Source organism: Pseudomonas sp. yb_5 (genome assembly GCF_043103865.1).
GTDB lineage: Bacteria > Pseudomonadota > Gammaproteobacteria > Pseudomonadales > Pseudomonadaceae > Aquipseudomonas > Aquipseudomonas putida_Y.
Genome location: NZ_JBICKE010000012.1, coordinates 16,491 through 41,715 on the forward strand (window position 1 = coordinate 16,491; position 25,225 = coordinate 41,715).

General features: G+C 63.1%; 22 protein-coding genes. 5 read left to right on the plus strand and 17 right to left on the minus strand.

What is annotated here, in order from left to right; translation table 11 throughout:
• Positions 1 to 145 precede the first annotated feature (145 nt).
• From ACF8GF_RS01285 to ACF8GF_RS01330, 10 genes are all read right to left on the minus strand, one after another.
• Positions 146 to 604 carry a hemerythrin domain-containing protein gene (locus tag ACF8GF_RS01285; RefSeq protein WP_176684369.1) on the minus strand — a complete coding sequence of 153 codons (459 nt, stop codon included), beginning with the start codon at positions 602 to 604 and terminating at the stop codon, positions 146 to 148.
• A gap of 555 nt (positions 605 to 1,159) precedes the next feature.
• A complete protein-coding gene (locus ACF8GF_RS01290; RefSeq protein WP_176684370.1) occupies positions 1,160 to 1,861 on the minus strand; it encodes an XRE family transcriptional regulator in 702 nt (233 codons plus the stop codon).
• A gap of 181 nt (positions 1,862 to 2,042) precedes the next feature.
• On the minus strand, positions 2,043 to 2,570 hold the full coding sequence (gene ppa, locus ACF8GF_RS01295; RefSeq protein WP_003255365.1) for an inorganic diphosphatase: 528 nt from the start codon (positions 2,568 to 2,570) through the stop codon (positions 2,043 to 2,045).
• Positions 2,571 to 2,662: 92 nt separating this feature from the next.
• The gene (locus tag ACF8GF_RS01300; protein ID WP_392487549.1) at positions 2,663 to 3,478 is read right to left on the minus strand and encodes a zinc-dependent peptidase; all 816 of its coding nucleotides are present in this window, start codon (positions 3,476 to 3,478) and stop codon (positions 2,663 to 2,665) included.
• 20 nt (positions 3,479 to 3,498) lie between these two features.
• Positions 3,499 to 4,146: a DedA family protein gene (locus tag ACF8GF_RS01305; RefSeq protein WP_021783945.1), complete on the minus strand. Its 648-nt coding sequence runs from the start codon at positions 4,144 to 4,146 to the stop codon at positions 3,499 to 3,501.
• A gap of 189 nt (positions 4,147 to 4,335) precedes the next feature.
• Entirely contained in the window at positions 4,336 to 4,794 is a 459-nt protein-coding gene (locus ACF8GF_RS01310) for a GNAT family N-acetyltransferase (protein WP_028697785.1), read from the minus strand.
• Positions 4,795 to 4,902: 108 nt separating this feature from the next.
• Complete coding sequence (gene eutC, locus ACF8GF_RS01315; protein WP_392487550.1) at positions 4,903 to 5,721, minus strand: ethanolamine ammonia-lyase subunit EutC; 819 nt, start codon at positions 5,719 to 5,721, stop codon at positions 4,903 to 4,905.
• Between the two features lie 8 nt (positions 5,722 to 5,729).
• Positions 5,730 to 7,124 carry an ethanolamine ammonia-lyase subunit EutB gene (locus tag ACF8GF_RS01320; RefSeq protein WP_010951821.1) on the minus strand — a complete coding sequence of 465 codons (1,395 nt, stop codon included), beginning with the start codon at positions 7,122 to 7,124 and terminating at the stop codon, positions 5,730 to 5,732.
• A 46-nt stretch (positions 7,125 to 7,170) separates the two neighbouring features.
• On the minus strand, positions 7,171 to 8,619 hold the full coding sequence (eat, locus tag ACF8GF_RS01325; protein ID WP_392460579.1) for an ethanolamine permease: 1,449 nt from the start codon (positions 8,617 to 8,619) through the stop codon (positions 7,171 to 7,173).
• Positions 8,620 to 8,783: 164 nt separating this feature from the next.
• Complete coding sequence (locus ACF8GF_RS01330; RefSeq protein WP_176684372.1) at positions 8,784 to 10,304, minus strand: aldehyde dehydrogenase family protein; 1,521 nt, start codon at positions 10,302 to 10,304, stop codon at positions 8,784 to 8,786.
• A gap of 255 nt (positions 10,305 to 10,559) precedes the next feature.
• Between ACF8GF_RS01330 and ACF8GF_RS01335 the strand changes: the two genes are divergently transcribed.
• The 4 genes from ACF8GF_RS01335 (at position 10,560) to ACF8GF_RS01350 (ending at position 14,901) form a co-directional block, all read left to right on the plus strand.
• Positions 10,560 to 12,575 (plus strand): sigma-54-dependent Fis family transcriptional regulator, encoded by a 2,016-nt coding sequence (locus tag ACF8GF_RS01335; protein WP_392487551.1) that lies wholly within the window; start codon positions 10,560 to 10,562, stop codon positions 12,573 to 12,575.
• A 66-nt stretch (positions 12,576 to 12,641) separates the two neighbouring features.
• Positions 12,642 to 13,991, plus strand: coding sequence for a UDP-N-acetylmuramate:L-alanyl-gamma-D-glutamyl-meso-diaminopimelate ligase (gene mpl, locus ACF8GF_RS01340; protein ID WP_392460580.1), 1,350 nt, complete (start codon positions 12,642 to 12,644; stop codon positions 13,989 to 13,991).
• Positions 13,988 to 14,617, plus strand: a complete 630-nt coding sequence (ubiX, locus tag ACF8GF_RS01345; RefSeq protein WP_003255348.1) for a flavin prenyltransferase UbiX — start codon at positions 13,988 to 13,990, stop codon at positions 14,615 to 14,617. The genes mpl and ubiX overlap by 4 nt, the downstream gene beginning before the upstream one ends.
• A complete protein-coding gene (locus ACF8GF_RS01350) occupies positions 14,614 to 14,901 on the plus strand; it encodes a YceK/YidQ family lipoprotein (RefSeq protein ID WP_176684375.1) in 288 nt (95 codons plus the stop codon). The genes ubiX and ACF8GF_RS01350 overlap by 4 nt, the downstream gene beginning before the upstream one ends.
• 46 nt (positions 14,902 to 14,947) lie before the next feature.
• On the opposite strand, the gene ACF8GF_RS01355 is transcribed toward ACF8GF_RS01350, so the two are convergent.
• The 7 genes from ACF8GF_RS01355 to ACF8GF_RS01385 form a co-directional block, all read right to left on the minus strand.
• Entirely contained in the window at positions 14,948 to 15,592 is a 645-nt protein-coding gene (locus ACF8GF_RS01355) for an oxidoreductase (protein ID WP_176684376.1), read from the minus strand.
• A gap of 27 nt (positions 15,593 to 15,619) precedes the next feature.
• On the minus strand, positions 15,620 to 17,353 hold the full coding sequence (locus tag ACF8GF_RS01360; protein WP_176684377.1) for a C13 family peptidase: 1,734 nt from the start codon (positions 17,351 to 17,353) through the stop codon (positions 15,620 to 15,622).
• Between the two features lie 212 nt (positions 17,354 to 17,565).
• The gene (locus ACF8GF_RS01365; RefSeq protein ID WP_245355382.1) at positions 17,566 to 18,630 is read right to left on the minus strand and encodes a 2,3-butanediol dehydrogenase; all 1,065 of its coding nucleotides are present in this window, start codon (positions 18,628 to 18,630) and stop codon (positions 17,566 to 17,568) included.
• Between the two features lie 52 nt (positions 18,631 to 18,682).
• A complete protein-coding gene (locus ACF8GF_RS01370; RefSeq protein WP_392460582.1) occupies positions 18,683 to 19,789 on the minus strand; it encodes an acetoin dehydrogenase dihydrolipoyllysine-residue acetyltransferase subunit in 1,107 nt (368 codons plus the stop codon).
• Positions 19,786 to 20,808 carry an alpha-ketoacid dehydrogenase subunit beta gene (locus ACF8GF_RS01375; protein ID WP_274148801.1) on the minus strand — a complete coding sequence of 341 codons (1,023 nt, stop codon included), beginning with the start codon at positions 20,806 to 20,808 and terminating at the stop codon, positions 19,786 to 19,788. The genes ACF8GF_RS01370 and ACF8GF_RS01375 overlap by 4 nt, the downstream gene beginning before the upstream one ends.
• Positions 20,809 to 20,841: 33 nt before the next feature.
• The gene (locus ACF8GF_RS01380) at positions 20,842 to 21,819 is read right to left on the minus strand and encodes a thiamine pyrophosphate-dependent dehydrogenase E1 component subunit alpha (RefSeq protein WP_010951830.1); all 978 of its coding nucleotides are present in this window, start codon (positions 21,817 to 21,819) and stop codon (positions 20,842 to 20,844) included.
• 22 nt (positions 21,820 to 21,841) lie between these two features.
• Positions 21,842 to 22,897, minus strand: coding sequence for an ATP-NAD kinase family protein (locus tag ACF8GF_RS01385; RefSeq protein WP_176684380.1), 1,056 nt, complete (start codon positions 22,895 to 22,897; stop codon positions 21,842 to 21,844).
• Positions 22,898 to 23,181: 284 nt separating this feature from the next.
• On the opposite strand from ACF8GF_RS01385, the gene ACF8GF_RS01390 reads away from it, so the two are divergent.
• Entirely contained in the window at positions 23,182 to 25,035 is a 1,854-nt protein-coding gene (locus tag ACF8GF_RS01390; RefSeq protein WP_064492936.1) for a sigma-54-dependent Fis family transcriptional regulator, read from the plus strand.
• The last annotated feature ends 190 nt before the right edge of the window (positions 25,036 to 25,225 follow it).

The window sequence follows — 25,225 nt, forward strand, 5'->3', positions numbered from 1 at the left end:
GAAACCTACCGTAAGCGTCCGACCAATCCACCTTGCCGTAAACTGCCATAGGAGGGTATATGCACCATCGGTTATCAGTGCAATAAAGTTGCGGGGTCGAGTGTTAAGCTAATCTTATTTTAATGAAAGGTATTTAAATCTCTGGTTAGTGCCATTGAAGCTTTATTTCCTGCCATTGGGTGTCTGACAACCACTTGTCTGCCACCGGAAAGAAAATATTCTCCTCGGCATCCATATGATCATAATATTTCTTGATGAAGTCTTCTATCGTGTCGGCGATTACTCTTGCCTCCTGCGTTGAGTGCTCCAACATCTTGAGTTGTCCGGCAATTCGCTTGAAGGCTTGATGATCTTGCTCGATATCCTTGACCCGTTGGTGGATCGGGGCCTCGGTTGCCAGCAAGGCCAGCCGAATAAGCTCTTCATTTTCATGGTGGTGCCGCTCTGCATCACCATGCAAGGCTTCCAGTTGCTTAAACAACAGCTTGCGGTCATCGGCACCCGCAGACCCGTGCCTTATCCTCTCCAGTAACTCTTTGATCTGATTAATTTTGGTGGCCACTTCATGATGATAGGCGTGCAGCTCTTTCAATAAGGCGTTCATATTAAATCCTCATCGCTACATCAAGCCTTCACAGATTAAATGTTATTAATCAGCAATCTCCGAGGATGGCAGCAGGTGTCGGCTCTCATCTAATCGTTTTATTATAGTCTGACGCGAAACGCTCACCCCAAAAAAATCCTTTCCATTGGAAGATTTCGAAATATCAAATTGATGTCCATATACGCTGCAAGAAAAAGCAGACACACCAAGGTCGCTTGCGACAGCGGGGCCTGAGCGCGACTGAAGGCACAAGTGGCTTCGTTCTATGGACGGGCGAGGGGGCTGGAAACCCGCGGATTGTGAGCGTTTTTTAAAGGCTTGTTGAATTAAAAAGCCGGCTTGTGGCCGGCTTCTCGGGGACGCTTCCGACTAATTTATGGTAAGCCGCAATCGCCTTAACTGTGTGGCCATCAAGGGCCTGAAAGAGATGGCAGATGCCCGTGTGGGATATCGCCGAGCCCTCTGGACCGCGGCTCGCGCCGGTCGGGGCTTAATGTGCGGCGTAGCATACAAGGGCGGGCGCAGGATGCCCAGCAAAAAATTGCGCAGGGTGCTTCAGCTGGGCCGCTGCTGGCGGAAATGTGACCAATGGAACACCCAGCCAAGAATTTCCAGGCCCTGCGCCTGACGCTGAGCAGGGGTGTAGCGTTCGACCGCGTAGTTGCGCCTGTCATGGCTGTGCAGGTACAGGATGCCGTGCTCGCCAACACTGAGGTTGTTCACCCTGAGCATGCCGTTTTGCAGCAGGGCATAGGTTTCGCCCTCGACCACCTGGGTCATGCCCAGGTCGATGGCCAGGGTCGCTTCCAGCGGAATCAGCGGGAGCATGTTGTTGGCGGGCATTGCCAGGCAGATTGCATTGCTGGCTTGCACGCCCAAGCCCTTCAGGGTTTTTGCCGGCAAGCGCAGGTGCTTGCTGCCCACCGGCGACAGCAAGCCGTTGCGCACTTCGTAGTAGGGCACCTTCAATACCCGGCCACGATGTTCCCACAGCGGGGTAAGCGGATTGGCGGGCGCTGGCCTTGGAAGGCCGTTGCGCAGGAGTGGGTTGGGGTATTTGGGGCCTTCACCGGTGCGCAGCCAACGTCGGTGCACACAGAACAGATCGGCCAGTTCGTCCAGCCGGGCCAAAGGCACACCGCGTTTGAACCAGTTGTTGACGTGCTGTGCTGTGACGCTGCGCTGGGCGGCGAAATCGGAAGGGGTCAGGCCACATTCGTGGAGCAGGGCCCTGAGGCGGTCGCCGGAAGTGTTCATGGCGGCGAGTGTAGCGGCGGGTTGCCAGTAAGGAAATGAACCAGGTGTTGACGGGATTGTACGAAAAGAGGCTGTTTGTAGGATGCTGGTGTAGGACTGTGTAGGATTTGTTCCCCGCAGTGAGCGCGTACCATTCAGGCATGAAAAACCCCGCCAAAGCGGGGTTTCCCTGCAGTCGGAATCAGCCCTTGTAGGCAGCGACCGATTTGGTGATCGCGGCACGGGCGGCGTCGGCGCCTTCCCAGCCTTCGATCTTGACCCATTTGCCCTTCTCGAGATCTTTGTAGTTGGCAAAGAAGTGCTCGATCTGCTGGATCAGCAGGGCTGGCAGGTCGGTGTATTCCTTGACGTCAACGTACAGCTGCGACAGCTTGTCGTGAGGAACAGCGATGACCTTGGCGTCGCCGCCACCGTCGTCGGTCATGTTCAGCACGCCAACCGGACGGGCGCGGATAACCGAGCCTGGGGCCACTGGGTAAGGGGTAACCACCAGCACGTCCAGCGGGTCACCGTCGTCAGCCAGGGTGTTCGGGATGAAGCCATAGTTGGCTGGGTAGAACATCGGGGTAGCCATGAAACGGTCGACGAACAGCGTATCGCTGTCCTTGTCGATTTCGTATTTGATCGGCGCGTGGTTGGCCGGGATCTCGATGGCGACGTAGATGTCGTTCGGCAGGTCTTTGCCCGCCGGAATCTTGCTGTAGCTCATTGGGCAGTGCCCCCGTGTTTGACCAAAAAGTGGCGGCGATTATAGGCACATTCTGCCGGGGCACGCCACGCTTGGCCTGATGTGCGGGCCCGTCAGGCGTGGCTTTCGCGGTACTCGGGGTGTTCCGCCTGCAGCCGGCACAGGCGCGCCAGCGGGTCTTGCCGGTAGAACATCGACAACTGGTGGTAGACCTGTGGATAAGCCTGATGAAGCAGGTCGGGGGCACTAAAGAAGTACTCGCTGGTAACGGCAAAGAACTCTGCCGGGTTTTCTGCAGCATAGGGGTCGATGGCGGTTTCGGCTGCGGGGTTGGCGTCCAGTTGCTGGTTGAGGTCGTCGTAAGCCTGCTGCATGGCTGTTGCCCACTCATCAACTGGCATGCTGCTGTGCAGTGGTGGCAGGCCGTTGGCATCGCCATTGAGCATGTCGAGCTTGTGCGCCAGTTCATGGATGACCAGGTTGTAAGCCTCCCAGCCACCACTGGCCTGCACGCCGTTCCAGGCCAGGATGATCGGCCCCTGCTGCCAGGCCTCGCCGCTGTGTTCTCCGTCCCACACATGCTCCACGCCACTGGCATCGCGGTGGCGCTGGGGGCTCTTGAAGTCGTCGGGGTACAGGATGACTTCGTGGAAGCCTTGGTACCAGTTCAGCTCACCCAGGTGAAGCAGCGGTAACTGTGCCTGGGCAGCCAGCATCAGGCGCTGTTCGTCGTCCAGTTCGACCCCGGGCAGGCAGGTGAGGTGCTTGTCGAGCAGGAACAGGATGCAGGCTTCGCGCAGCCAGTGGTCTTCAGCGTCGCTGATGCCGTCCAGCATCGGCAGCCGCTCGCGTACGGCCTGCCATTGCTGTGGCGTGATCGGGTAACGCGCCAGAGTACGCTTGCGCCGCCAGGCGCTGAATGACCACATGCCGTTCGTTCTTTACCTGTTCAGTGAGCCTTGGCCGTACGGCCCAGGCGCCCACGCAGCAAGCCGATGATCATCGGCACCAGCGACAGGATGATGATGCCCACCACCATCAGCGACAGATGCTGCTTGATGAACGGTACGTTGCCGAAGAAGTAGCCCAAGGTGACCAGGCCGCCGACCCATAGCAGCGAACCGGCAACGCTGAAGCCGAGGAAGCGTGGGTAGTGCATGTGAGCGATGCCCGCGACGAACGGTGCAAAGGTACGCAAGATAGGCAGGAAGCGCGCCATGGTCACGGTCTTGCCGCCATGGCGTTCATAGAAATCGTGGGTACGCTGCAGGTAGTCGCGGCGGAAGATCTTGGAGTTGGGGTTGTTGAACAAACGCTCGCCGACCGTTCGGCCGATCACGTAATTGGTGCTGTCGCCCAGGATTGCAGCGGCCATCAGCAGGCCGGCCAGCAGCACCGGGTCCATGCCACCACCCGCCGCAACGGCGCCGGCGATGAACAGCAGCGAGTCGCCCGGCAGGAATGGCATGACTACCAGGCCGGTTTCGCAGAAGATCACGGTGAACAGGATGGCGTAGATCCAGGGACCGTAGTTGGTGACCAGCAGATCGAGGTAGGCATCGAGATGCAGGATAAGGTCCAGCGGGTTGAAATCCATGTACAGCACCTGTGTTCTTGGGCGTAGGCTTGGTTACCGGGGGAGGGGTAAATTTTCACACATGACAGGTGCGCCATTATACGGCTAAGTGAGGATCATGCCCGAGGAGTTTGTAGCGGGGGGTTACGGTAGAGGGGTATTCCGTTACCAGCTTCTGAGCGGGCGTGCCCGCTCAGAGGTCGGTGCCGGTCAATCCTGACTGATCGGCAGAATGTAGCTCTTGAACTCGGTATCCTCGCGAAAACCGATGGATTCGTAAGTCTTGTGCGCCACTTCATTGTTCGCGCTGGTCGACACCCGCATGCGCACAGCATTGGTCTCTTTGGCCATTTTCTTCGCTTCGCGAATCAGGTGGTCGGCCACCAGCATGCGCCGGGAGTCCTCAGCTACATAGATATCGTTGAGAATCCATACCCGCTTCAACGACAGCGACGAGTAGCTCGGGTACAGCTGGCAAAAGCCCAGCAGTTTGCCGTCGTCATCATCCGGAAGTGCCAGGTAAATCACCGATTCATCCCGCTTCAGGCGCTTTTCCAAAAAGCTGCGCGAGCTGTCGGGGTAGGGCAACTGCCCGTAGAATTCACGGTATTTGACGAACAACGGCGTGATCAGGTCGAGGTGTTCCAGGGTTGCCTTGATGATGCGCATGTGCGGCCCTCAGAGTCCATTTGGGAAACAGCGGAATGCCAGCAGCGTTCAAGGGCATGCTGCCCCAATGCACGGCACAAGTGCAATCCGCCTTCCGTGACAGGTTTTTTACCCTTTGCCGAGCAGGAAGTTACCTTTCTGGCTGGCGCTGTCTTCATTCTCCAGGCTATGTACCTCGGCTTCGTCCTTCAGATTCACCCCGGAAAGCTGGCGCCGGCAGGCTTCGCGCATCAAGTACAACAAGCGGTGCGCCGCCATGCCATAGCTCAGCCCCTCCAGGCGGATATTGGAAATGCAGTTGCGGTAGGCATCGGTCAGGCCGACCTTGGGTGCATAGGTGAAATACAGGCCAAGGCTGTCGGGCGAGCTCAGCCCCGGGCGTTCACCGATCAGCATCACCGTCATCCGTGCGCCCAGCAGCTCGCCGACCTCGTCGGCCACTGCCACACGGCCCTGCTGGACCAGCACCACCGGGGCGCTGGTCCAGCCGTCGGCGGCAGCCTGTTCCTCGAAGCGGGTCAGGAACGGTAGCGTGTGGCGATGCACGGCCAGTGCCGAGAGGCCGTCAGCCACCACGATGGCCAGGTCGACGCCGCCGGGGTTGGCCTGGGCATGCTGGCGAAGGGTCGCAATCGAGTCTTCGTTCAGCCGGCGGCCAAGGTCCGGCCGCTGCAGGTACTGGTGGCGGTCGCTGGCAGCGCTGTGCAACATCAGGCTTTCGCGCCCGCGGTCACTCAGCTGGCTGGCCAGGCCGGCGTGGTCGAAAGCCAGGTGCACGGCATCACGTGCCTGGGCATGGGCGAACTGGAAGTCCAGCTGCGCCCCGGTCGGCAGGCTGGTGCCGGTGCGGCCCAGGGCGATGCGCGCCGGGGTCAGGTTGCGCAGGGCCAGCCAAGGGTTGTCGGGGGTAGGCGTGCGATGGTCCATGGTCATCCCTATGCAAGCTGTGCCAAGGCCTGGCGGAAGGCCGGCGGCAGGTTGTCACCGAAGCGCACCCGGCCATCGGCCTGGGTGAAGATGCCGGTGCGGGCCAGCCATGCCTCGAATTCCGGCCCGGGCTTCAGGCCCAGGGTCTGGCGCGCGTACAGCGCGTCATGGAACGAGGTGGTCTGGTAGTTGAGCATGATGTCGTCGGAGCCGGGGATGCCCATGATGAAGTTGATGCCGGCCACACCCAGCAGCGTCAGCAAGGTGTCCATGTCGTCCTGATCGGCTTCGGCATGGTTGGTGTAGCAGATATCGCAACCCATCGGCACGCCCAGCAGTTTGCCGCAGAAATGGTCTTCGAGGCCGGCGCGGATGATCTGCTTGCCGTTGTACAGGTATTCCGGGCCAATGAAACCGACCACGGTGTTGACCAGGAACGGCTTGAAGTGACGGGCCACGGCATAGGCGCGGGTTTCGCAGGTCTGCTGGTCGACGCCGTGGTGGGCGTTGGCCGAGAGCGCGCTGCCCTGGCCGGTTTCGAAATACATCAGGTTCTGCCCGAGGGTGCCACGTTTCAGCGACAGACCGGCTTCGTAGCCTTCCTGCAATACGTTCAGGTTGATGCCGAAGCCGGCATTGGCCGCCTCTGTACCGGCGATGGACTGGAACACCAGGTCCAGTGGCACGCCGCGGTTGATCGCTTCGATCGAGGTGGTGACGTGGGTCAGTACGCAGGACTGGGTGGGGATGTCGTAGCGCTGGATGATGGCGTCGAGCATTTCCAGCAGGGCGCAGATCGAAGCGATGCTGTCGGTGGCCGGGTTGATGCCGATCATGGCGTCACCGTTGCCGTACAGCAAGCCGTCGAGAATGCTGGCGGCAATACCGGCCGGTTCGTCTGTCGGGTGGTTGGGTTGCAGCCGGGTCGACAGGCGCCCGCGCAGGCCCATGGTGCCGCGGAACCGGGTGACCACGCGGATTTTCTGCGCCACCAGCACCAGGTCCTGCACGCGCATGATCTTTGACACGGCAGCGGCCATTTCCGGGGTCAACCCGGGCGCCAGGGCGCGCAGGCTGTCTTCGTTGGCTTCCTCGCTCAGCAGCCAGTCACGCAGGCCACCCACGGTCAGGTGGCTGACCGGGGCGAAGGCCTGGGCATCGTGGGTGTCGATGATCAGGCGGGTAACTTCATCTGCTTCGTAAGGGATCAGTGCTTCATTGAGAAAGTGCGTCAGCGGAATATTGGCCAACGCCATCTGCGCGGCGACGCGCTCGGCGTCGTTGCTGGCCGCCACGCCTGCCAGGCAGTCCCCGGAGCGTGCCGGGCTGGCCTTGGCCATCACTTCCTTGAGGCTGTCGAAGCGGTAGACCAGATGGCCGACCGTGTGTACGAAACTTGCCATACAGAATCTCCAGAGCCGCGGGTTGCCCCGCGGCGGGTGGCGACGATCAGTGCAGGGCCTCTTCGGCCTTCTGGATCGCGGCGAATTCCTCTTCCGGTGTGCCCGCGACCAGGTGGTGGCGGCTGTAGAAAGCAAAGTAGGCAATTAATACCGCATAGATCACTGCAGCGCCAATGACTACCCGCGGGTCAACCAGGAATCCGGCGACCACGGCGATGCACGCCAGCACCAGGGCCAGACCGGAGGTGAAGATGCCGCCCGGGGTGCGGTATGGGCGTTCCATCTTTGGCCGGCGGATGCGCAGGGTAATGTGCGCAGCCATCATCAGCACGTAAGACAGGGTAGCGCCAAATACTGCCACCAGGATCAGCAAGTCACCCTGGCCCGTCAGCGACAGGGCAAAACCGATGATGCCGGGGATGACCAAGGCCAGTACCGGGGCCTTGCTTTTGTTGGTTTCCGACAGTTTGCGCGGCAGGTAACCGGCGCGGGACAGGGCGAAGATCTGCCGGGAATAGGCATAGATGATCGAGAAGAAGCTGGCGATCAGCCCGGCCAGACCGACCAGGTTGACGAAGCCGCCCATCCAGGTGGAGCCGCCGTAGGCCTTCGACAGGGCTTCGACCAGCGGGTTACCGGAGGCCTTCAGCGCCTCGGAGCCTGCGCCGCCCGGGCCGACCACCAGGATCAGCAAGGCGAAGGCCAGCAGTACCAGCATGGCACCGATCAGGCCGCGTGGCAGGTCACGCTTGGGGTTCTTGGTTTCTTCTGCGGCCAGTGGCACGCCTTCGACGGCAAGGAAGAACCAGATGGCGTAGGGGATGGCTGCCCACACGCCGACATAGCCGAACGGCAGGAAGCTGCTGGCGCCGACGGCGTCCGTTTTGGCGATGTCGAACAGGTTGGCCGCATCAAAATGGGGCACCATGCCTATCAGGAATACGGCCAGGGCAATGGCGGCAATGGCGGTGATGATGAACATCAGCTTCAGTGCCTCACCCACGCCGAAAATGTGGATGCTGATGAACACGATGTAGAACGCCAGGTAGATCATCCAGCCGCCGATACCGAACAGCGATTGGCAGTAGGCGCCGATGAACACCGCGATGGCGGCAGGGGCGATGGCGTATTCGATCAGGATCGCCGTGCCGGTCAGAAAGCCGCCCCACGGGCCGAAGGCACTGCGGGCAAAGCCGTAGCCGCCGCCAGCGGTGGGGATCATCGACGACAGCTCGGCCAGCGAGAAGCACATGCACAGGTACATGGTGGCCATCAGCAAGGTGGCCAGGAACATGCCACCCCAGCCGCCCTGAGCCAAGCCAAAGTTCCAGCCAGCGTAATCGCCGGAAATGACGTAGGCCACGCCCAGGCCGACCAGCAGTACCCAGCCGGCGGCGCCTTTTTTCAGTTCACGTTGCTGGAAATAGTCAGAGCCGACTTTCTCGAAGTCGACGGAAGAGCCTGCCGGCGTTCCGGCGGAATGTTCGCTTGGCATAGATTCACCTGTTGTTTTTCTTGGTGGCCGGAAGGGTTCCGGGCCGATGGTGATGGGTACTGCAGGAAGCGAGCCAGAGCGGCTGGTGCACGGTTGCCGCCCTGGGTTCAGGGTATGCCGGCCTGGCCTCTTCGCGGGTTTACCCGCGAAGAAGGCGACGCGGTCTAGAAGAAGCCCAACGGATTGATGTCGTAGCTCACCAGCAGGTTCTTGGTCTGCTGATAGTGATCCAGCATCATCTTGTGCGTCTCACGCCCGACCCCCGACTTCTTGTACCCACCGAACGCGGCATGCGCCGGGTACAGGTGGTAGCAGTTGGTCCACACACGGCCAGCCTTGATGCCGCGGCCCATGCGGTAGGCACGGTTGATGTCGCGGGTCCACACGCCGGCACCCAGGCCGAACTCGGTGTCGTTGGCAATCGCCAGCGCTTCGGCTTCGTCCTTGAAGGTGGTGACGCTGACCACCGGGCCGAAGATTTCTTCCTGGAACACGCGCATCTTGTTGTTGCCCTTGAGCAGGGTCGGCTGGATGTAGTAACCGGTAGCCAGCGCACCTTCCAGCTTCTCGACCTTGCCGCCGGTGAGCAGCTCGGCGCCTTCGTCCTGGGCAATCTGCAGGTACGAGAGGATCTTTTCGAACTGCTGCTGCGAGGCCTGGGCGCCGACCATGGTGTCGGTGTCCAGCGGGTCGCCGCGCTTGATCTGCAGCACCTTCTTCATCACCACTTCCATGAACTGCGGGTAGATCGACTCTTGCACCAGGGCACGCGACGGGCAGGTGCACACTTCGCCCTGGTTGAAGAACGCCAGCACCATGCCTTCTGCCGCCTTCTCGATGAAACTTGGCTCGGCCTGCATGATGTCTTCGAAGTACACGTTCGGCGACTTGCCACCCAGTTCGACGGTGGACGGGATGATGTTCTCGGCGGCGCATTTCATGATGTGCGAGCCCACCGGGGTAGAGCCGGTGAAGGCGATCTTGGCGATGCGCTTGCTGGTGGCCAGGGCTTCACCGGCTTCGCGGCCGTAGCCTTGCACCACGTTGAGCACGCCAGGTGGCAACAGGTCGCCAATGACTTCGAGCAGGACGGTGATGCCCAGTGGCGTCTGTTCGGCAGGCTTCAGCACCACGCAGTTACCAGCGGCCAGTGCCGGGGCAAGCTTCCAGGCCGCCATCAGGATCGGGAAGTTCCAGGGGATGATCTGCCCGACCACGCCCAGTGGCTCGTGGATGTGGTAGGCCACGGTGCCTTCATTGATCTCGGCAGCGCCGCCTTCCTGGGCGCGGATGCAGCCAGCGAAATAGCGGAAGTGGTCGACTGCCAGCGGAATGTCGGCGTTGAGGGTTTCGCGGATCGGCTTGCCGTTGTCCCAGGTTTCGGTAATGGCCAGCAGTTCGAGGTTCTGCTCGATGCGGTCGGCGATCTTCAGCAGCACGTTGGAACGATCCTGCACTGACGTGCGGCCCCAGGCGTCGGCGGCTGCATGGGCGGCATCCAGGGCTTTCTCGATGTCTTCGGCAGTAGAACGGGGGAATTCAGCGATCAGCTTGCCATTCACCGGGGAGGTATTTTCGAAGTACTGCCCCTTTACCGGAGCAACGAACTCACCACCGATGTAGTTGCCGTAGCGGTTCTTGAAGGAAACCTTCGCGCCCTCGGTACCGGGATGTGCATAACGCATGGTGTGTCTCCTTGGTATTGTGCTTTTTAGGGAGTTGAAAAGCATAGAGCAAGGGTTGGGCCAGTGTTGGCCGTGTCAGGCAAATCAATGACTTGGGTCATTTTTACCGGCCTGATCAAGGAGGGGCTGTGCCGGCGTCGGTACGCCAGGGGTGACATTTTGTGCCGTTTTCGACACGTCACCGGTGTGTGCATTGCAAAGCCTACCCGGGTGGAGGATGCTGGGCTGACGCTCTATCTGCGGAGAATTACAACAATGCAGAGCAATCACTTCACTCGCCATGCCCGGCAGGTCCATAGCGTTGCCCATGGTGGGGCCGGGGAGGGCGGCAGTGACCCTTCCATCGCCCGTTCCTGGCTGCGCTGCCTGGAGGATTACCACCTCGACCCGGCGGTGATAGAAGCCCCGGTGGTGCTTGAGCATGGGCGCCTGCTGGAAAGCCGCGAGCGCCTGCACCAGGTGCTGCAAATTGCCGACCATGAAATGAACAGCCTGCACCAGCAGCTTTCCGGCGCGGGCCACGCGGTGCTGCTGACTGACGCCCGCGGGGTGATCCTCAACTGCGTCAGTGCCCCCACCGAGCGGCGCAGCTTCGAGCGTGCCGGGCTGTGGCTGGGTGCCGACTGGAGCGAGGCGCGCGAGGGCACCAATGGCATCGGCACCTGCCTGGTCGAGCGCCAGGCGCTGACCATTCACCAGAACGAGCACTTCCGTGGCCGTCACACTGGTCTGACCTGCTCGGCCAGCCCGGTGTTCGACCCGCATGGCGATTTGCTGGCGGTACTCGACGTGTCCTCTGCCCGCCCCGACGTATCGCGGCAAAGCCAGTTCCACACCATGGCGTTGGTCAACCTGTCGGCGAAGATGATCGAGAGCTGCTATTTCCTGCGCCATTTCGAGCAGCAATGGTTATTGCGTTTTCACCTGCAAGCCGAGTCGGTCGGCCTGTTCAGCGAAGGCTTGCTGGCGTTAGACGGCGATGGGCGCATTTGCGCTGCCAACCAAAGCGCACTGAACCTGCTGGGCACGGTACGGGGTGGCGTGCTGGGCAAACCGTTGGAGTGCTTTTTCGCGTGCAGCCATGACGAAATGTTCAGCCGTGCCACGCCCGGCGGCAGCACTGTCTGGCCGCTGCGCACCTTGGACGGTCGCCAGGTGTACGCCAGCCTGCGGGGGCAGGCCCGGGCGCCGGTGTGGTCGGTGCCGGCTGCCCAGCCGCGGCCCGCACGCGAACGCGAGCCGCTGGTCTGTCTGCTGGACCCTGCGTTGCAAAATGATTTCCGCCGCAGCGTGCGGGTGTTCGAGCGCGATGTGCCATTGCTGCTGCGCGGCGAGACCGGCTGTGGCAAGGAGGCCTTCGCCCAGGCTGTGCATCAGGCCAGTGAGCGGCGCGGCAAGCCGTTCGTCGCCATCAACTGCGCGTCCATCCCGGAAAGCCTGATCGAGAGCGAGCTGTTCGGGTACCGCGGCGGTAGTTTTACCGGCGCGCGCAAGGAGGGCATGCGCGGCAAGCTGTTGCAGGCCGATGGCGGCACCTTGCTGCTGGACGAGATCGGCGATATGCCGCTTGCCCTGCAAACCCGACTGCTGCGGGTGCTGGAGGAGCGCCAGGTGGTGCCGATCGGGGGAGAGCCACAGGCGGTGGACGTGCGCATCGTCAGTGCTACGCACCGTGACCTGCTGGAACGGGTTGAGCAGGGCAGTTTCCGCGAGGACCTGTATTACCGCCTCAATGGCCTGGAGGTAGCGCTGCCGGCGGTGCGTGAACGCAGTGACAAGGCGCAGTTGCTGGACTTTCTGCTACGCCAGGAGACGCAGGGGCAACGAATCGACATCGAGCCCAGGGCGCGGCAGGTGCTGCTCGAATATACCTGGCCGGGGAACGTGCGGCAGATGCGCAATGTGCTGCGTACCCTGGTGGCGCTTTGCGAAGATGCCCGCATTACCTTTGCGGACCTCCCCGCAGTCATCCGTACCAGCCCACCTCCCGTGGGGGCGGGCGAGCCCACGAAGATGTCCGACCAGGCAATAGAGGGCGAGGGCGTTGCCCTCGTTCGCGGGCAAGCCCGCTCCCACAGGTCCGGCGGTGCCGCAGAGATTGAGGGTGAATCTGTAGGGACCAAGGTTCTGCTCGACGCGGAGCGGCAAGCGCTGAAGGAGGTCCTGGAGGCAAAACACTGGCATCTCACCCGCGTCGCCGAGCACTTGGGCATCAGCCGCAATACCTTGTATCGAAAACTGCGCAAACACGGCTTTACCAGGGGCGACTGAGCGAAACAGCGGGTGCGATTTGTCGCGCCCTGGGCTACCCTGCCTCGATGTTTTGCGAGGTCGACCATGCATATTCACATTCTCGGTATTTGCGGCACTTTCATGGGGTCGCTGGCGGTGCTGGCCAAGGAACTTGGCCACCGCGTCACCGGCTCCGACGCCAACGTCTACCCCCCGATGAGTACCCAGCTCGAAGCCCAAGGTATCGAGCTGACCCAAGGCTATGACCCGGCCCAGCTGGATCCGGCGCCAGACCTGGTGGTCATCGGCAACGCCATGTCGCGCGGCAACCCAGCGGTTGAATACGTGCTGAACAAGGGCCTGCCCTACGTCTCCGGTCCGCAGTGGCTGGCCGACCACGTGCTGCAAGGCCGCTGGGTGTTGGCCGTTGCCGGTACTCACGGCAAGACCACCACCAGCAGCATGCTGGCCTGGGTGCTGGAGCACGCTGGCATGAGCCCGGGCTTCCTGATTGGTGGTGTGCCGCAGAACTTCTCGGTGTCGGCCCGTTTGGGCGACACGCCGTTCTTTGTGGTGGAAGCCGATGAATACGACAGCGCCTTCTTCGACAAGCGCTCGAAGTTCGTCCACTATCACCCGCGTACCGCGATCCTCAACAATCTTGAGTTCGATCACGCAGACATATTCCCGGACCTGGCCTCGATCGAGCGGCAGTTCCACCACTTGGTGCGGACTATCCCCAGCGAAGGCCTGGTCATCCACCCGACCACCGAGCAAGCGCTGGAGCGTGTGATCGGCATGGGCTGCTGGACCCCTGTACAAACCACCGGGGAGGGCGGCCAGTGGCAAGCCCGCCTGCTCAGCCCTGATGGCTCGCGCTTTGAAGTACTGTTCGAGGGTGAAGTGCAGGGTGTGGTGGATTGGGCACTGACCGGCCAGCACAACGTCGCCAACGCCTTGGCCACCCTGGCAGCCGCGCGTCATGTAGGCGTGGTGCCGGCCATGGGTATCGACGGCCTGAGTGCCTTCAAGAGCGTCAAGCGGCGCATGGAGAAGGTTGCCGAAGTACAAGGTGTGACCATCTACGATGACTTCGCCCACCATCCGACCGCCATTGCCACCACGCTCGACGGCCTGCGCAAGCAGGTGGGTGAGGCGCCTGTGATCGCGGTGATCGAGCCTCGCTCCAACTCGATGAAACTCGGTGCCCATCGTGACGGCCTGCCAGAAAGCGTCAACGACGCCGACCAGGTGATCTGGTATGCGCCGGCCAACCTCGGCTGGGACCTGGCCGCAACCGCCGCGCAGTGCAAGGTGCCGAGCGTGGTGGCCGACAGCCTCGAAGCGATCATCGAGCGGATCAAAGGCCAGGCTCGCCCAGGCACCCATGTGGTGATCATGAGCAACGGCGGCTTCGGCGGCCTGCACGGCAAGCTGGCCGAGGCGCTGAAATGAACGGACCGGAGCGCATCACCCTGGCCATGACGGGCGCCTCGGGTGCCCAGTATGGCCTTCGCCTGCTCGATTGCCTGGTACGCGAAGACCGCGAGGTGCACTTCCTGATCTCCAAGGCCGCACAGTTGGTGATGGCCACCGAAACGGACGTCGTGTTGCCGGCCAAGCCCCAGGCGATGCAGGCCTTCCTGACTGAATACACCGGCGCGGCCGATGGGCAGATCCGTGTGTATGGCAAGGAAGACTGGATGTCGCCGGTAGCCTCGGGCTCTGGCGCCCCGGCGGCAATGGTGGTGGTCCCCTGTTCCACTGGCACCTTGTCGGCCATCGCCACTGGCGCCTGCAACAACCTGATCGAGCGTGCTGCCGACGTTACCCTCAAGGAGCGTCGCCAGCTGATCCTGGTGCCTCGCGAAGCGCCATTCTCCACCATCCACCTGGAAAACATGCTCAAGCTGTCGCAGATGGGCGCGGTGATCCTGCCGGCGGCACCGGGGTTCTATCACCAGCCGCAGACCATCGACGACCTGGTCGACTTTGTCGTGGCGCGTATTCTCAACCTGCTGAACATCCCCCAGGACATGTTGCCGCGTTGGGGCGAGCACCACTTCGGGGTGGATGATTGAAGCGAGCACTGGCAGGGTTGCTGGCGCTGTTGATGCTGGGGGGCTGCGCCACGGTACGCACGCTGGATGCCAACAAGCCTGGCGCACCGGTGGTGTATGCCGGTACCCGGCTGGATTTGTATGTGATCAATGGCGGGTGTTGCCCGCGGGATCATTACGGTGCGGACGCTCCGGCGTATCCGCGCCTGGATCTGCCCGGCAGCATGCTGCTCGATACCCTGCTGCTGCCGTTGTCTTTGCTGACAGCGGCCGGCATAGGCTTCCAGGCCACCGGCGGCCTGTGATGGCCGTTCGCGGGCACGCCCGCGAAGAGGCCAGCACGAGCGAAGCCTAGATCCTGCCCAACCTGCGCAACTCATCCGACTCCACAACCCGCACGCCGTCTTCTTCCTCCAGCGCCAGCCGCCACAGGGCCCGCGCCAGGGTACAAGCCTCGATTCCCCGGTACTTCCCGGGTATCAACCTGGAAAACGGCGCAACAAGCTGTTCAGTGAGCCTTGGCTCCAGCCGCTCGCCCAGCAGGAACGAGGGCCGCACGATGGTCAACTGTGGCCAGTCCTGAGCCTTGAGCGCTTCTTCCATCTCGCCCTTGACCCGGTTATAGAAAATTGACGACTTGGGGTCGGCGCCCACTGCACTGACCACCAGCAGATGCCGCGCGCCCATTTCCCGGGCACGCTTGCTGAAGGCGACCACCATGTCCAGATCCACTGCGCGGAAAGCCGACTCGGAACCGGCCTGCTTCAGCGTGGTGCCCAGGCAGCAGTAAGCGATGTCGACCCGGCCAGCCAGTTGCGGAAGGAATACCGCCGGGTCGCCCACCGGGTTTTCCAGGTGCGGGTGCTCGGCCAATGGTCGGCGCGTAGGCGCCAGTACGCGGGTGATGGTGGGCTCGTTGAGCAGGCGGTCCAGTAGGTGCTCACCGGTCAGGCCGGTGGCTCCGGCAAGCAGGACATGCTGAGGCGTCAAGTACATGATGTCTCTCCCTTGTTACACACAAGTCTAGTGAGTGCCGGGCATTTTTGCCTGTTCCCTCGCGTTGGCCTGTGTGGTGTTACGCAACGCTTCTTTGGCTTGTTGCTGGCGCAGGTGGTGCCAGTGCTCAAGCACGGCGGGCGGTGCCCACAGCTGCGGCTCGGAGGCCTCGAAGCCTTCCCTGTGTTCTCTTTCGGCAACGCTGGCGCGGGCCAGTTCAAACGCCTGTTTCAGGTCGTCGGTCTGGTTCAGCGCTTCCGCGAACAGGGCATCGCCAAAGTAGGTGAAGTCGGCTTCTTCCGAGCAACCGAAGGAGACGCGGTCGGCCCGGGCAGCGGTCATGATCAGCGTGCGCTCATCTTTGAGCGGGGCGATATAGCCCCCTGAATAGCAGGCGGAGATGACGATTACCTTGTCGCGATCCTTCAGCGGTGCCAGGGCAGTGGCCAGCTCGTCAGCGGCCAGGTCGGCCAGCTGCAGGCGGGGCTGGTCGAGCACCAGTTGGTGGTCCTGGCTGCCATGGCTGGTGAGGTAGATGAACACCAGGTCTTCAGGGCCGCTGCGCTCTGCCAGGGTGGTGGCGGCGCGGGACAGGTTCTCGCGGGTGGCCATGGGGCGTGTGGCCATGTGGTCGCGGTGGTTGACCAGCGTCACCTGGCCGCTCGCACCAAAGCGCACCCTGAGCATGTTGCTGACATAGTCGGCTTCGCGCAGGAATACGCTTTGCTGGCCATCGCCGGCCACTACCAGGCTATACAGCTGGATCGGTGGCGCCGAGCGTGGTACCCGAGCCAGCGCCTCGTCCAGCAGCCGGCCCTGGTTGAGCAAAGCCAGGTCCAGTGGGTCTGGCAGCAGCTTGCCATTCTGGTCACGCACGCGCACGCCGTTGGCCCATGTTCCGCTTTCGACCTTGCCACTGGTCAGGATCAGCCGCCCGTGGCCATGGTAGGCATCGTTCAGGAACCCGCCGATGTACTTGCTGCCGTCGGGCAGTTGCAGGCTGCCCTGGCCCGACAGACGCCAGTCGGCGAACTCACCCTTGTAGTGGCTGCCATCGCTGCCCAGCAGTTCCCCTTCGCCGTTCAGCGAGCCGTCCTTGAATTCACCGATCCACACGTCGCCATCGGCATTCTCGTAACGGCCACGGCCCTCCAGGCGGTTGTCCTTGAACTCGCCGATGTACTGCTCGCCATCAACGCTGTCGTAGGTGCCGGCGCCTTGTAGCTGGCCGTTGACGAAGAGGCCGCTGAACTGGTTGCCGCTGGCATCGCTGCGCACCCCGGCGCCGTTGGGCTTGCCCTTGGCGAACAAGCCTTGATAGCGACTGCCGTCGGCCAGTTCCAGTTGGCCTGCGCCGTCGTACAGGTCGTCCTTGAACTGGCCGCGGTATGTCTGGTCGGCTTGCTTGAGGGTGCCCTCGCCGTCGCGGCGGCCGTGGCGGAAGGTGCCGCTATAGTGGCTGCCTGGGGTGGTCAGGTCGCCCAGGCCCTGAAACAGCCCCTCGGCGAACTGGCCGCGGTAGACCTCGCCGTTCTGGCCATGCCATTCGCCCTGGCCGTGCCACTGGCCGTCCTTGAAGCTGCCGGCGTACCAGCTGCCGTTGGGGTAGTCGATCCGGCCCTCACCCTGCAGCAGGCCATCGACCACCTGCCCCCGGTAACGCCCACCGTCAGGCAGCCGTGCGTCCGGCGGGAGCAGCGATTCGCCATCGCCACAGGCGGCGAGCAGCAGGACCAGGGTAATGGGGAGCAATGGACGCATGGCGAGGACCGGGCAATAGGTCTGCCGAGTATGACGCAGAATGGGAGCCTGAGACAGTGAGCCCATGTCTCGGCGCATAGGCCGTGTACCCTGCGCGTACCCTGTAGGAGCGGCTTCAGCCGCGAACACCGGCGAAGCCGGTGCCCTCCACCGTGTTGCTTCTTCGCGGGCGCGCCCGCTCCCACAGGTGCCACGTTGCCTTCAAGGTACAATCAGCGCACAGCTGGTGAAACGATGATCTTCACGTTCTCCTCTTTGTTGTTCACCAGTTCCTCGAAGCCCAGCTCGACAATCTGCTCCAATCCGATCCGGCCGGTTACCAGTGGGCGAATATCCAGACGACCATCAGCAATGAAGGCAATCACGTCGGCAAACTCGCCGTTGTACGCCAACGCCCCCAGCACCTGCTTCTCGGTGGACACCAGTTCGAAGAAGTTGAACTCGCTGGGCTCTTCGAAAATACCCACCAGCACGCACTTGCCTGCTTTACGGATGGTGTCGATGGCCAGCTTGGCCGTATGTTTGTTGCCGATGCACTCAAAACTCACATCGGCGCCCAGCCCTGCTGTCAGTGCGCGGATTTCCGCCAGGGCATCGCACTGGCTGGGGTCCAGCACCACATTGGCGCCCACTTCCTTGGCCTTGGCTTTACGCGCAGAGGACATCTCAAGGGCGATGACCTGCGCCGCACCCGCAGCCTTGGCGCACATGATGGTGCACAGGCCGATGGTGCCGGCTCCCACCACTACAACGGTTTGCCCAAGCAGGCTGCCGGCCTTTTTCACCGCGTGCATACCCACCGCCAGCGGTTCGATCAGTGCCCCGGCTTCGGCAGGGAAGCCCTGCGGCAGCCGGTAGAGCAGGTTGGCGGGCACGTTGACCAGCTCGGCGAAGGCACCGTTGTTCATCAGGCCGGTAAAGGCCAGGCGCTCGCAGATGTTGTACAGACCATGGGTGCAGTAATAGCAGGTGCCGCAATGCTGGCAGGCGTCTGCCGCCACCGGGTCGCCTACGGCATAGCCTTCCACGCCTTCGCCAAGCTTGGCGATGTGGCCGCAGAATTCGTGGCCGAGGATGCACTGGCCCTGAATGCCGGTCAGCGGGTGCGGGGCCTCTACCGGGATAAACACCGGGCCGGCAACATACTCGTGCAGGTCGGAGCCGCAGATGCCGCACCAGTCCACCTTGATCTGCACCCAGCCCGGCGCAGGGTCGGCCGGCAAAGGTACCTGTTCGACACGGATATCGTTGCGGCCATGCCAGACGGCCGCGCGCATGTGGGTGTGGCTCAGGTCATTCATTGTTGTTCTCCAGGCTCACGAAAAGGGCTTAGTGCTTGCGCAGGAATGCGAGCAGTTGCTGGTTGACCTGTTCGGCCGCCTCCATCTGCACCATGTGGCCGGCCTCTGGCAGCACCAGTACTTCGGCTTCCAGGCCCTCGGCATGGCTGGCCGGGATGATCGCATCCTTGCCACCCCACACCACCAGTGCCGGGTGATTGCCCAGTACCCCGCGCAAGTCGTGGCGCTGCCGGTCGCCGTCGGCGAGCGCGCCTGCCAGCTGCTGCAGGGCCTGGTCCACACCTTCCAGGCGCTTGAACTTGAGCATGTCCTCCAGCATTTGCCGGGTGACCAGCGTCGGGTCGGCAAACAATTGCACCATCTGCGGTTTGAGTGCATTGCGGTTGGCCGCGGTGACGAAACCTTGCAAGTACTGCCCGTTGATCGCTTCGCCCAGACCGGCGCTGGCCACCAGGCTCAGGCTGGCCACCCGCTGCGGGGCCAGGCGCGCCACGTTGAGGCTGACGGCGCCGCCCATGGAATGGCCGGCCAGGTGGGCCTTGGCGATGTCCAGGTGGTCGAGCAAGGCGAGCACGGTTTCGCTCAGCTCATCCAGGTCGCCCCGTTGCAGGCCCTTGGCCGACTCGCCGTGGCCCGGCAAGTCGAGGGCAATGACCCGGCGTTCTGCAGCCAGTGCCGGGTGGTTGAACAGCCAGTTATTCAGGTCACCGCCAAAACCGTGTACCAGCACCAGCGGTGTGCCGCCTTCACCCAGCTCGAACCAGCGCAGCAGGCGTCCGCCTACTTCCGCCTTCTGTGGGGCCGGCCCCTGGCTCTGGTCGGCCGCACCTTCGGCGACGAACTCGGCCTGGAAGCGCTGTACCACAGCATCGATCTCAGCCTCTTCTGCTTCGCCTTCGACGACCACCGCCAGCAGTGCGCCGACGGGCAGGGTTTCATCCGGTTTGGCCACCTGGCGGCGCAGCACGCCGTTGAACGGCGCTTCGACGCTGCTGCTGATCTTGTCGGTCTCGACGTCCAGCACCTCGTCGCCCTTGCTGATTTCGTCACCTTCCTGCTTGAGCCAGGTGTCCACCCGGCCCTCGGTCATCGACAGGCCCCACTTGGGCATGGTCAGGGTATGGATCTGGCTCATGCGGCACTCCTTGCGGCTTCGATCACCTTGCGCACGGCGGCTTCAATCTTCGCCGCGTCAGGGATGTACAGGTCTTCCAGGGCGTCGGAGAACGGCACCGGGGTATGCGGCGCGGTGACCATTTCGATCGGGCCCTTGAGTGCGCCGAAAGCTTTCTGCGCCACCAGCGCGCTGATGTCGGTGGCCATCGAGCAGCGCGGGTTGGCTTCATCGATCACCACCAGGCGGCCGGTCTTCTCCACACTTTCCAGAATGCTGTCTTCGTCCAGCGGGCTGGTAGTACGCAGGTCCAGCACTTCGCAGTCGATGCCCTGACGGGCCAGGTTGTTGGCGGCCTCCAGCGCCACATGCACCATGCGCCCGTAGGTAACCAAGGTCACGTCGTCGCCATCGCGCACGAAGTTGGCTTCGCCGAACGGTACGGTGTACACCTCTTCCGGCACCTCGCCCTGCATGCTGTACAGCAGCTTGTGTTCGCAGAAGATCACCGGGTCGTTGTCGCGGATCGCCTGGATCAACAAGCCCTTGGCATCGTAAGGCGAGGATGGGCACACCACTTTCAGGCCGGGGATGTGCGTCCATAGCGAGGTGAGCATCTGCGAGTGCTGGGCGGCCGCGCGCAGGCCGGCGCCATACATGGTGCGCATCACCAGCGGGGTCACTGCCTTGCCGCCGAACATGTAGCGGAACTTGGCGGCCTGGTTGAGGATCTGGTCCAGGCAGCAGCCGGCGAAGTCGACGAACATCAGTTCGCACACCGGGCGCAGGCCCTGGGTGGCAGCACCGACGGCGGCGCCGACGTAGCCGATTTCCGACAGCGGCGCGTCAAGCACGCGCCCGGGGAATTGGTGGTACAGGCCTTTGGTCACGCCCAACACGCCACCCCAGGCGTCATCCTCCCCGGGCGCACCGGCACCGCCGGCGACGTCTTCGCCAATGATGAACACTGTGTTGTCGCGACGCATTTCCTGGGCCAGAGCTTCGTTGATGGCCTGCTGGTAGCTGATCTTTCTTGCCATGGTGGTTCTCCTGTTGTTCTTGTATTCCGCGGCTCAGGGGTAGGCGACGTAGACGTCGGTGAGCAGGTCGGCGGGCTGTGGCTTGGGATCGGACTTGGCGCGGCGAACGGCGTCTTCGATCAGGTCCTCGACGCGGGCGTCGATGGCGTCCAGTTGCTCGGCCGTGAGCAGGCCGGCGCGGGTGGTTTTGTTGCGAAATTGCATGAGGCAGTCACGGGATTCACGCAGGTTCTTCACTTCATCAGGGGCGCGGTAGGTTTGCGCATCGCCTTCGAAATGGCCGTAGTAACGGCTGAGCTTGACCTCGATCAACGACGGCCCTTGCCCGGAACGGGCGCGCTCGATGGCGGCGCCGGCGGCCTCGTATACGGCAAAGAAGTCGAAGCCGTCGATGGTGACGCCTGGCATGCCGAAGCCGGCAGCGCGGTCGGCAATATGGTCGCAGGCGACGGACCAGTTGGAGGCGGTGGCCTCGGCGTAGCCGTTGTTCTCGGCCACGAAGATGCAGGGCAGGTTCATGATCGACGCCATGTTCATGGCTTCGAACACGGCGCCCTCGTTGGATGCCCCATCGCCGAAGAAGGCTACCGACACGTCATCGCGGCCCTTGAGCTTGGCCGCCAGCGCCGCCCCGGCCACCAGTGGTGCGCCGGCGCCGACGATACCGTTGGCACCGAGCATGCCCTTTTCCAGGTCGGCAATGTGCATCGAGCCGCCTTTGCCGCCGCACACGCCGGTCTTCTTGCCGTAGATCTCGGCCATCATGCCGTACACGTCCACGCCTTTGGCGATGCAGTGGCCATGGCCGCGGTGGGTCGAGGCGATGCAGTCGCTGTCGCGCAAGTGGGCCATGACCCCGGCGGCAGAGGCCTCTTCGCCGGCATACAGGTGGACGAAGCCGGGAATTTCACCGGTGGCGAACTCCACATGCAGGCGTTCTTCGAAGGCGCGGATGGTCCGCATGACTTCATAGGCATGCAGCAGTTGTTCAGTACTGAGTTGATTGGACATCTTGTTGTTCTCCGGGGTTGTCTCAACACGGGTTTGCAGGGTGCAGGCGGTGGCCGCGCGGGACGGCCAGCAAGTGGTGGCGGGCGGCATGCGCCAGTACGGCCTCGACGTCCACGCTGAGTGGGCCTTGGTGGTCGAGGGTGATGGTGGGCGTGTCATGCTCGGCAAATTCGATTTCGCGTTCGCCGTCCAGGGCCAGGGTGCCGCTGGCCAGGCTCAGGCGATGGGCGACGCCGGGCGTCAGCGCACCGCAGGCAGAGATGCCGCAGGCTTGCAGCAGGCCGGGCGCCAACGGCGCCAACAACGCCTGTTCGGCGCCGGGGGCCAGGCGAACCCAGGCGCCGTGCGGGTCTTGGCGTGACACGGGGCACCACAGGCCGCACAGGGCCGACAGGCCGATGGCGTGGGGTTCGGCGAAGCAGGCGAAGACTTCGCAGAGATCCTCGCTGCGGCTGAGCGCACGGGCACCGATGAAGCGCTGCGGCGACACGGCCACCTCGACCAAGGCCCATTCGGCCAGCTGTTGTTCTGGCACGTTCACCAGTAAGCGTTTATTGCGGCGCAAGCCGATGCTTGCCGGTACCCGGCCGCTGGCAAGCAGGCCACCGGCCAGGCCCGCGCTGGTGGCTTCACGAAGTTCGGGGAAGGCGTTGTTGGTGCCGGTGGACAGGGTCAGCAGCGGCACGTCAGCGGCCTCGGCGGCGACCGCCTTGTGGGTGCCATCCCCGCCCAGTACGGCGATCATCGCCACGCCGCGCTCGACCATGCGCCGAGTAGCCAGGCGGGTATCGGCCACGGTCTGGGTCAGTGGCAGGTCGAGTATCTCGATGGCCGGCCAATGCTGGTCACGGGCCCCCGGGCCTTGGCTGGCCTTGAGCACCGCGGCAGCGATGCCGGTCATGTCGCTGGGCAGCAACACCTGGCCAATGCCGGTGGCACCGAAAGCGGCCAGCAGGCGCTGGATGGCCGAGGCCTTGTCGGTGCTCGAATAGAGCCCGGCATTGGCGGTCAGGCGGCGCAGGTCGCGGCCAGAGGCAGGGTTGGCAATGATCCCGACAATCGGGGCGGGTAGCGGCATGGCGCACCTCGTATTTTTTGTTTGCAAGGGCAGGAGCAAGCGGGGTGCCAGCTTTCTTCGCGATGGCTGAAGTGGCCGGGCTAGAGGGCTCTGGTCGTGATCGGTGAGGGCTTCACGGGTGTGGCGGCGAGACGCCGGGTGCCAGCGCCAGGCCTGCGTTGCCGAGACGCTGAGACGCTGCGTCTCAAGCCGGCCGGTAATCACACAGTGCTTGTCGGGGCATGCCCAGAGGCGCTTAATGGCCGGACAACGATAAAAACAGTAATGAGAACCGGAGGGCCTGAATGCTTGCCGCGAACTCCCGAGCCCATGTGGACTGCGTCAGCAGGGTGTTGAAGAATGCCGACCGCCTGCCGCAGGCGCCGGTACCACCGCTGATCCTCGATTCATGGCGCCGCTCCATGGATGTGTACCGTCTCGACCCCGGTTCCCAGCAGGGGCCGCGTATCCTTTCCCAAAGCCTGCTCAATGAATGCCGCGAACGCGCCGAGCTGTTCCTGCGTATCGCCAGCGATGCCGTGGCCCGTTTGCACGAGCGGGTACGCGGCGCTGACTACTGTGTGTTGCTGACCGATGCCCAAGGGCGCACCATCGATTACCGGGTCGAGTCGGCCATCCGCAACGACTGTCGCAAGGCCGGGCTGTATCTGGGGACCTGCTGGTCGGAGGGTGAGGAGGGCACATGCGGTGTGGCGGCAGTGCTCACCAGCAAGGCCCCGGTCACGGTGCACAAGCGCGATCACTTTCGCGCCGCCTTCATTGGCCTGACCTGCACGGCGGCGCCGGTGTTCGACCCGTTGGGTGAGTTGCTGGGCGTGGTCGATGTGTCGGCCTTGCAGTCGCCGGACGATCGGCGCAGCCAGCACCTGATCCGCCAACTGGTCGAGCAGACGGCCCGCGAGATCGAAAACGCCTTCTTCATGCACAGCGCCCAAGGCCACTGGGTGATGCGCGCCCATGGCACGCCCGGCTATGTGGAGAGCCAGCCCGACTATCTGCTTGCCTGGGATGCCGATGGCCGCTTGCAGGCGATCAACAGCCTGGCGCGGCAACGGTTGGTGGAGCGCCTGGGGCGTTTGCCCGAGCACATTGGCGAACTGTTCGACATCGACCAGCTGCGCCGGGTGAGCGCGTCGTCCGCCCAGCGCCTGCCCGGTCTGGGCGGTTTGTATGGCCGGGTCAGCGCACCGCAGCAACGCCAGCGTGCGCAGCCTGTACGCCAGGCCCAGGACACCCGTATCGAGCAGCACCTGCGGCTGGCCACTCGGGTCAAGGATTGCAACCTGGCGGTGCTGGTGCTGGGTGAGACCGGGGCCGGCAAGGAGGTATTCGCCCGCCAACTGCACCAGCAAAGCCAGCGCTGTGATGGCCCGTTCGTTACCCTGAACTGCGCGGCCATTCCGGAAACCCTGATCGAGAGCGAGTTGTTCGGCTATGTGGCCGGGGCCTTCACCGGGGCTTCCAGCAAAGGCATGCAAGGGCTGTTGCAGCAGGCCGATGGCGGCACGCTGTTCCTCGACGAGATCGGGGACATGCCGCTGAACCTGCAGACCCGCCTGCTGCGGGTGCTGGCGGAGGGGGAGGTGGCGCCGCTGGGTGCGGCACGGCGGGAGCGGGTGGATATTCAGGTGATCTGTGCGACCCATCGCGATCTGGCGGCGATGGTTGAGGACGGGCGATTTCGTGAGGACTTGTACTTCCGCCTGGCCAATGCCCGCTTCGAGCTACCACCTTTGCGTGAGCGTGATGACCGGTTGGGGCTGATTCATCAGTTGCTGGCCGAAGAGGCTGCAGCTTGCGGGGTGGAGGTGGTGTTGGCGGATGACGCGCTGCAGGCGCTGCTGGTTTATCGCTGGCCGGGCAATTTGCGCCAGCTGCGGCAGGTGTTGCGGTATGCCTGTGCGGTGAGTGAGGGCGGGCAGGTGCGGCTGCAGGATCTGCCGCAGGAGGTGCGTGGTGAAGCGGTTGGCTCGGCTGAAAGCGGGGTGTCGTGCCCGGCCCGGCAGCTGCTGCTGGACGCGCTGATCCGCCATCGCTGGAAGCCGGCTGATGCGGCGCGCGCTTTGGGTATTTCGCGGGCGACGCTTTATCGGCGAGTGCATGAGCATCGTATCGACATGCCGCGGATGAAGGGGTAGAGCCCTGGGGGCGCGCTGCGCCCCTTTCGCGACGCAAGGCCGCTCCCACAAAGACGGCGTCAGTCCTGAGGCATGCGCGGAATCTGTGGGAGCGGCCTTGTGTCGCGATAGGGCCGCGACGCGGCCCCAGATTCTGGCAGGCAATAAAAAACCCCGGCACAGGGCCGGGGTTCTGGTACATCACACTACA

Bases quoted from the DNA above. Each gene is read 5' to 3' on its own strand.
- ACF8GF_RS01360 (WP_176684377.1), bottom strand. From the start codon at position 17,353: ATGCGTCCATTGCTCCCCATTACCCTGGTCCTGCTGCTCGCCGCCTGT.
- ACF8GF_RS01310 (WP_028697785.1), bottom strand. From the start codon at position 4,794: ATGCGCATCATCAAGGCAACCCTGGAACACCTCGACCTGATCACGCCG.
- ACF8GF_RS01285 (WP_176684369.1), bottom strand. From the start codon at position 604: ATGAACGCCTTATTGAAAGAGCTGCACGCCTATCATCATGAAGTGGCC.
- ACF8GF_RS01330 (WP_176684372.1), bottom strand. From the start codon at position 10,304: ATGCGTTATGCACATCCCGGTACCGAGGGCGCGAAGGTTTCCTTCAAG.
- ACF8GF_RS01320 (WP_010951821.1), bottom strand. From the start codon at position 7,124: ATGGCAAGTTTCGTACACACGGTCGGCCATCTGGTCTACCGCTTCGAC.
- ACF8GF_RS01390 (WP_064492936.1), top strand. From the start codon at position 23,182: ATGCTTGCCGCGAACTCCCGAGCCCATGTGGACTGCGTCAGCAGGGTG.
- ACF8GF_RS01290 (WP_176684370.1), bottom strand. From the start codon at position 1,861: ATGAACACTTCCGGCGACCGCCTCAGGGCCCTGCTCCACGAATGTGGC.
- mpl (WP_392460580.1), top strand. From the start codon at position 12,642: ATGCATATTCACATTCTCGGTATTTGCGGCACTTTCATGGGGTCGCTG.
- ACF8GF_RS01375 (WP_274148801.1), bottom strand. From the start codon at position 20,808: ATGGCAAGAAAGATCAGCTACCAGCAGGCCATCAACGAAGCTCTGGCC.
- ACF8GF_RS01335 (WP_392487551.1), top strand. From the start codon at position 10,560: ATGCAGAGCAATCACTTCACTCGCCATGCCCGGCAGGTCCATAGCGTT.
- ACF8GF_RS01305 (WP_021783945.1), bottom strand. From the start codon at position 4,146: ATGGATTTCAACCCGCTGGACCTTATCCTGCATCTCGATGCCTACCTC.
- ubiX (WP_003255348.1), top strand. From the start codon at position 13,988: ATGAACGGACCGGAGCGCATCACCCTGGCCATGACGGGCGCCTCGGGT.
- ACF8GF_RS01385 (WP_176684380.1), bottom strand. From the start codon at position 22,897: ATGCCGCTACCCGCCCCGATTGTCGGGATCATTGCCAACCCTGCCTCT.
- ACF8GF_RS01380 (WP_010951830.1), bottom strand. From the start codon at position 21,819: ATGTCCAATCAACTCAGTACTGAACAACTGCTGCATGCCTATGAAGTC.
- ACF8GF_RS01365 (WP_245355382.1), bottom strand. From the start codon at position 18,630: ATGCGCGCGGCCGTCTGGCATGGCCGCAACGATATCCGTGTCGAACAG.
- ACF8GF_RS01300 (WP_392487549.1), bottom strand. From the start codon at position 3,478: ATGTGGTCATTCAGCGCCTGGCGGCGCAAGCGTACTCTGGCGCGTTAC.
- eutC (WP_392487550.1), bottom strand. From the start codon at position 5,721: ATGGACCATCGCACGCCTACCCCCGACAACCCTTGGCTGGCCCTGCGC.
- ppa (WP_003255365.1), bottom strand. From the start codon at position 2,570: ATGAGCTACAGCAAGATTCCGGCGGGCAAAGACCTGCCGAACGACATC.
- ACF8GF_RS01370 (WP_392460582.1), bottom strand. From the start codon at position 19,789: ATGAGCCAGATCCATACCCTGACCATGCCCAAGTGGGGCCTGTCGATG.
- eat (WP_392460579.1), bottom strand. From the start codon at position 8,619: ATGCCAAGCGAACATTCCGCCGGAACGCCGGCAGGCTCTTCCGTCGAC.
- ACF8GF_RS01355 (WP_176684376.1), bottom strand. From the start codon at position 15,592: ATGTACTTGACGCCTCAGCATGTCCTGCTTGCCGGAGCCACCGGCCTG.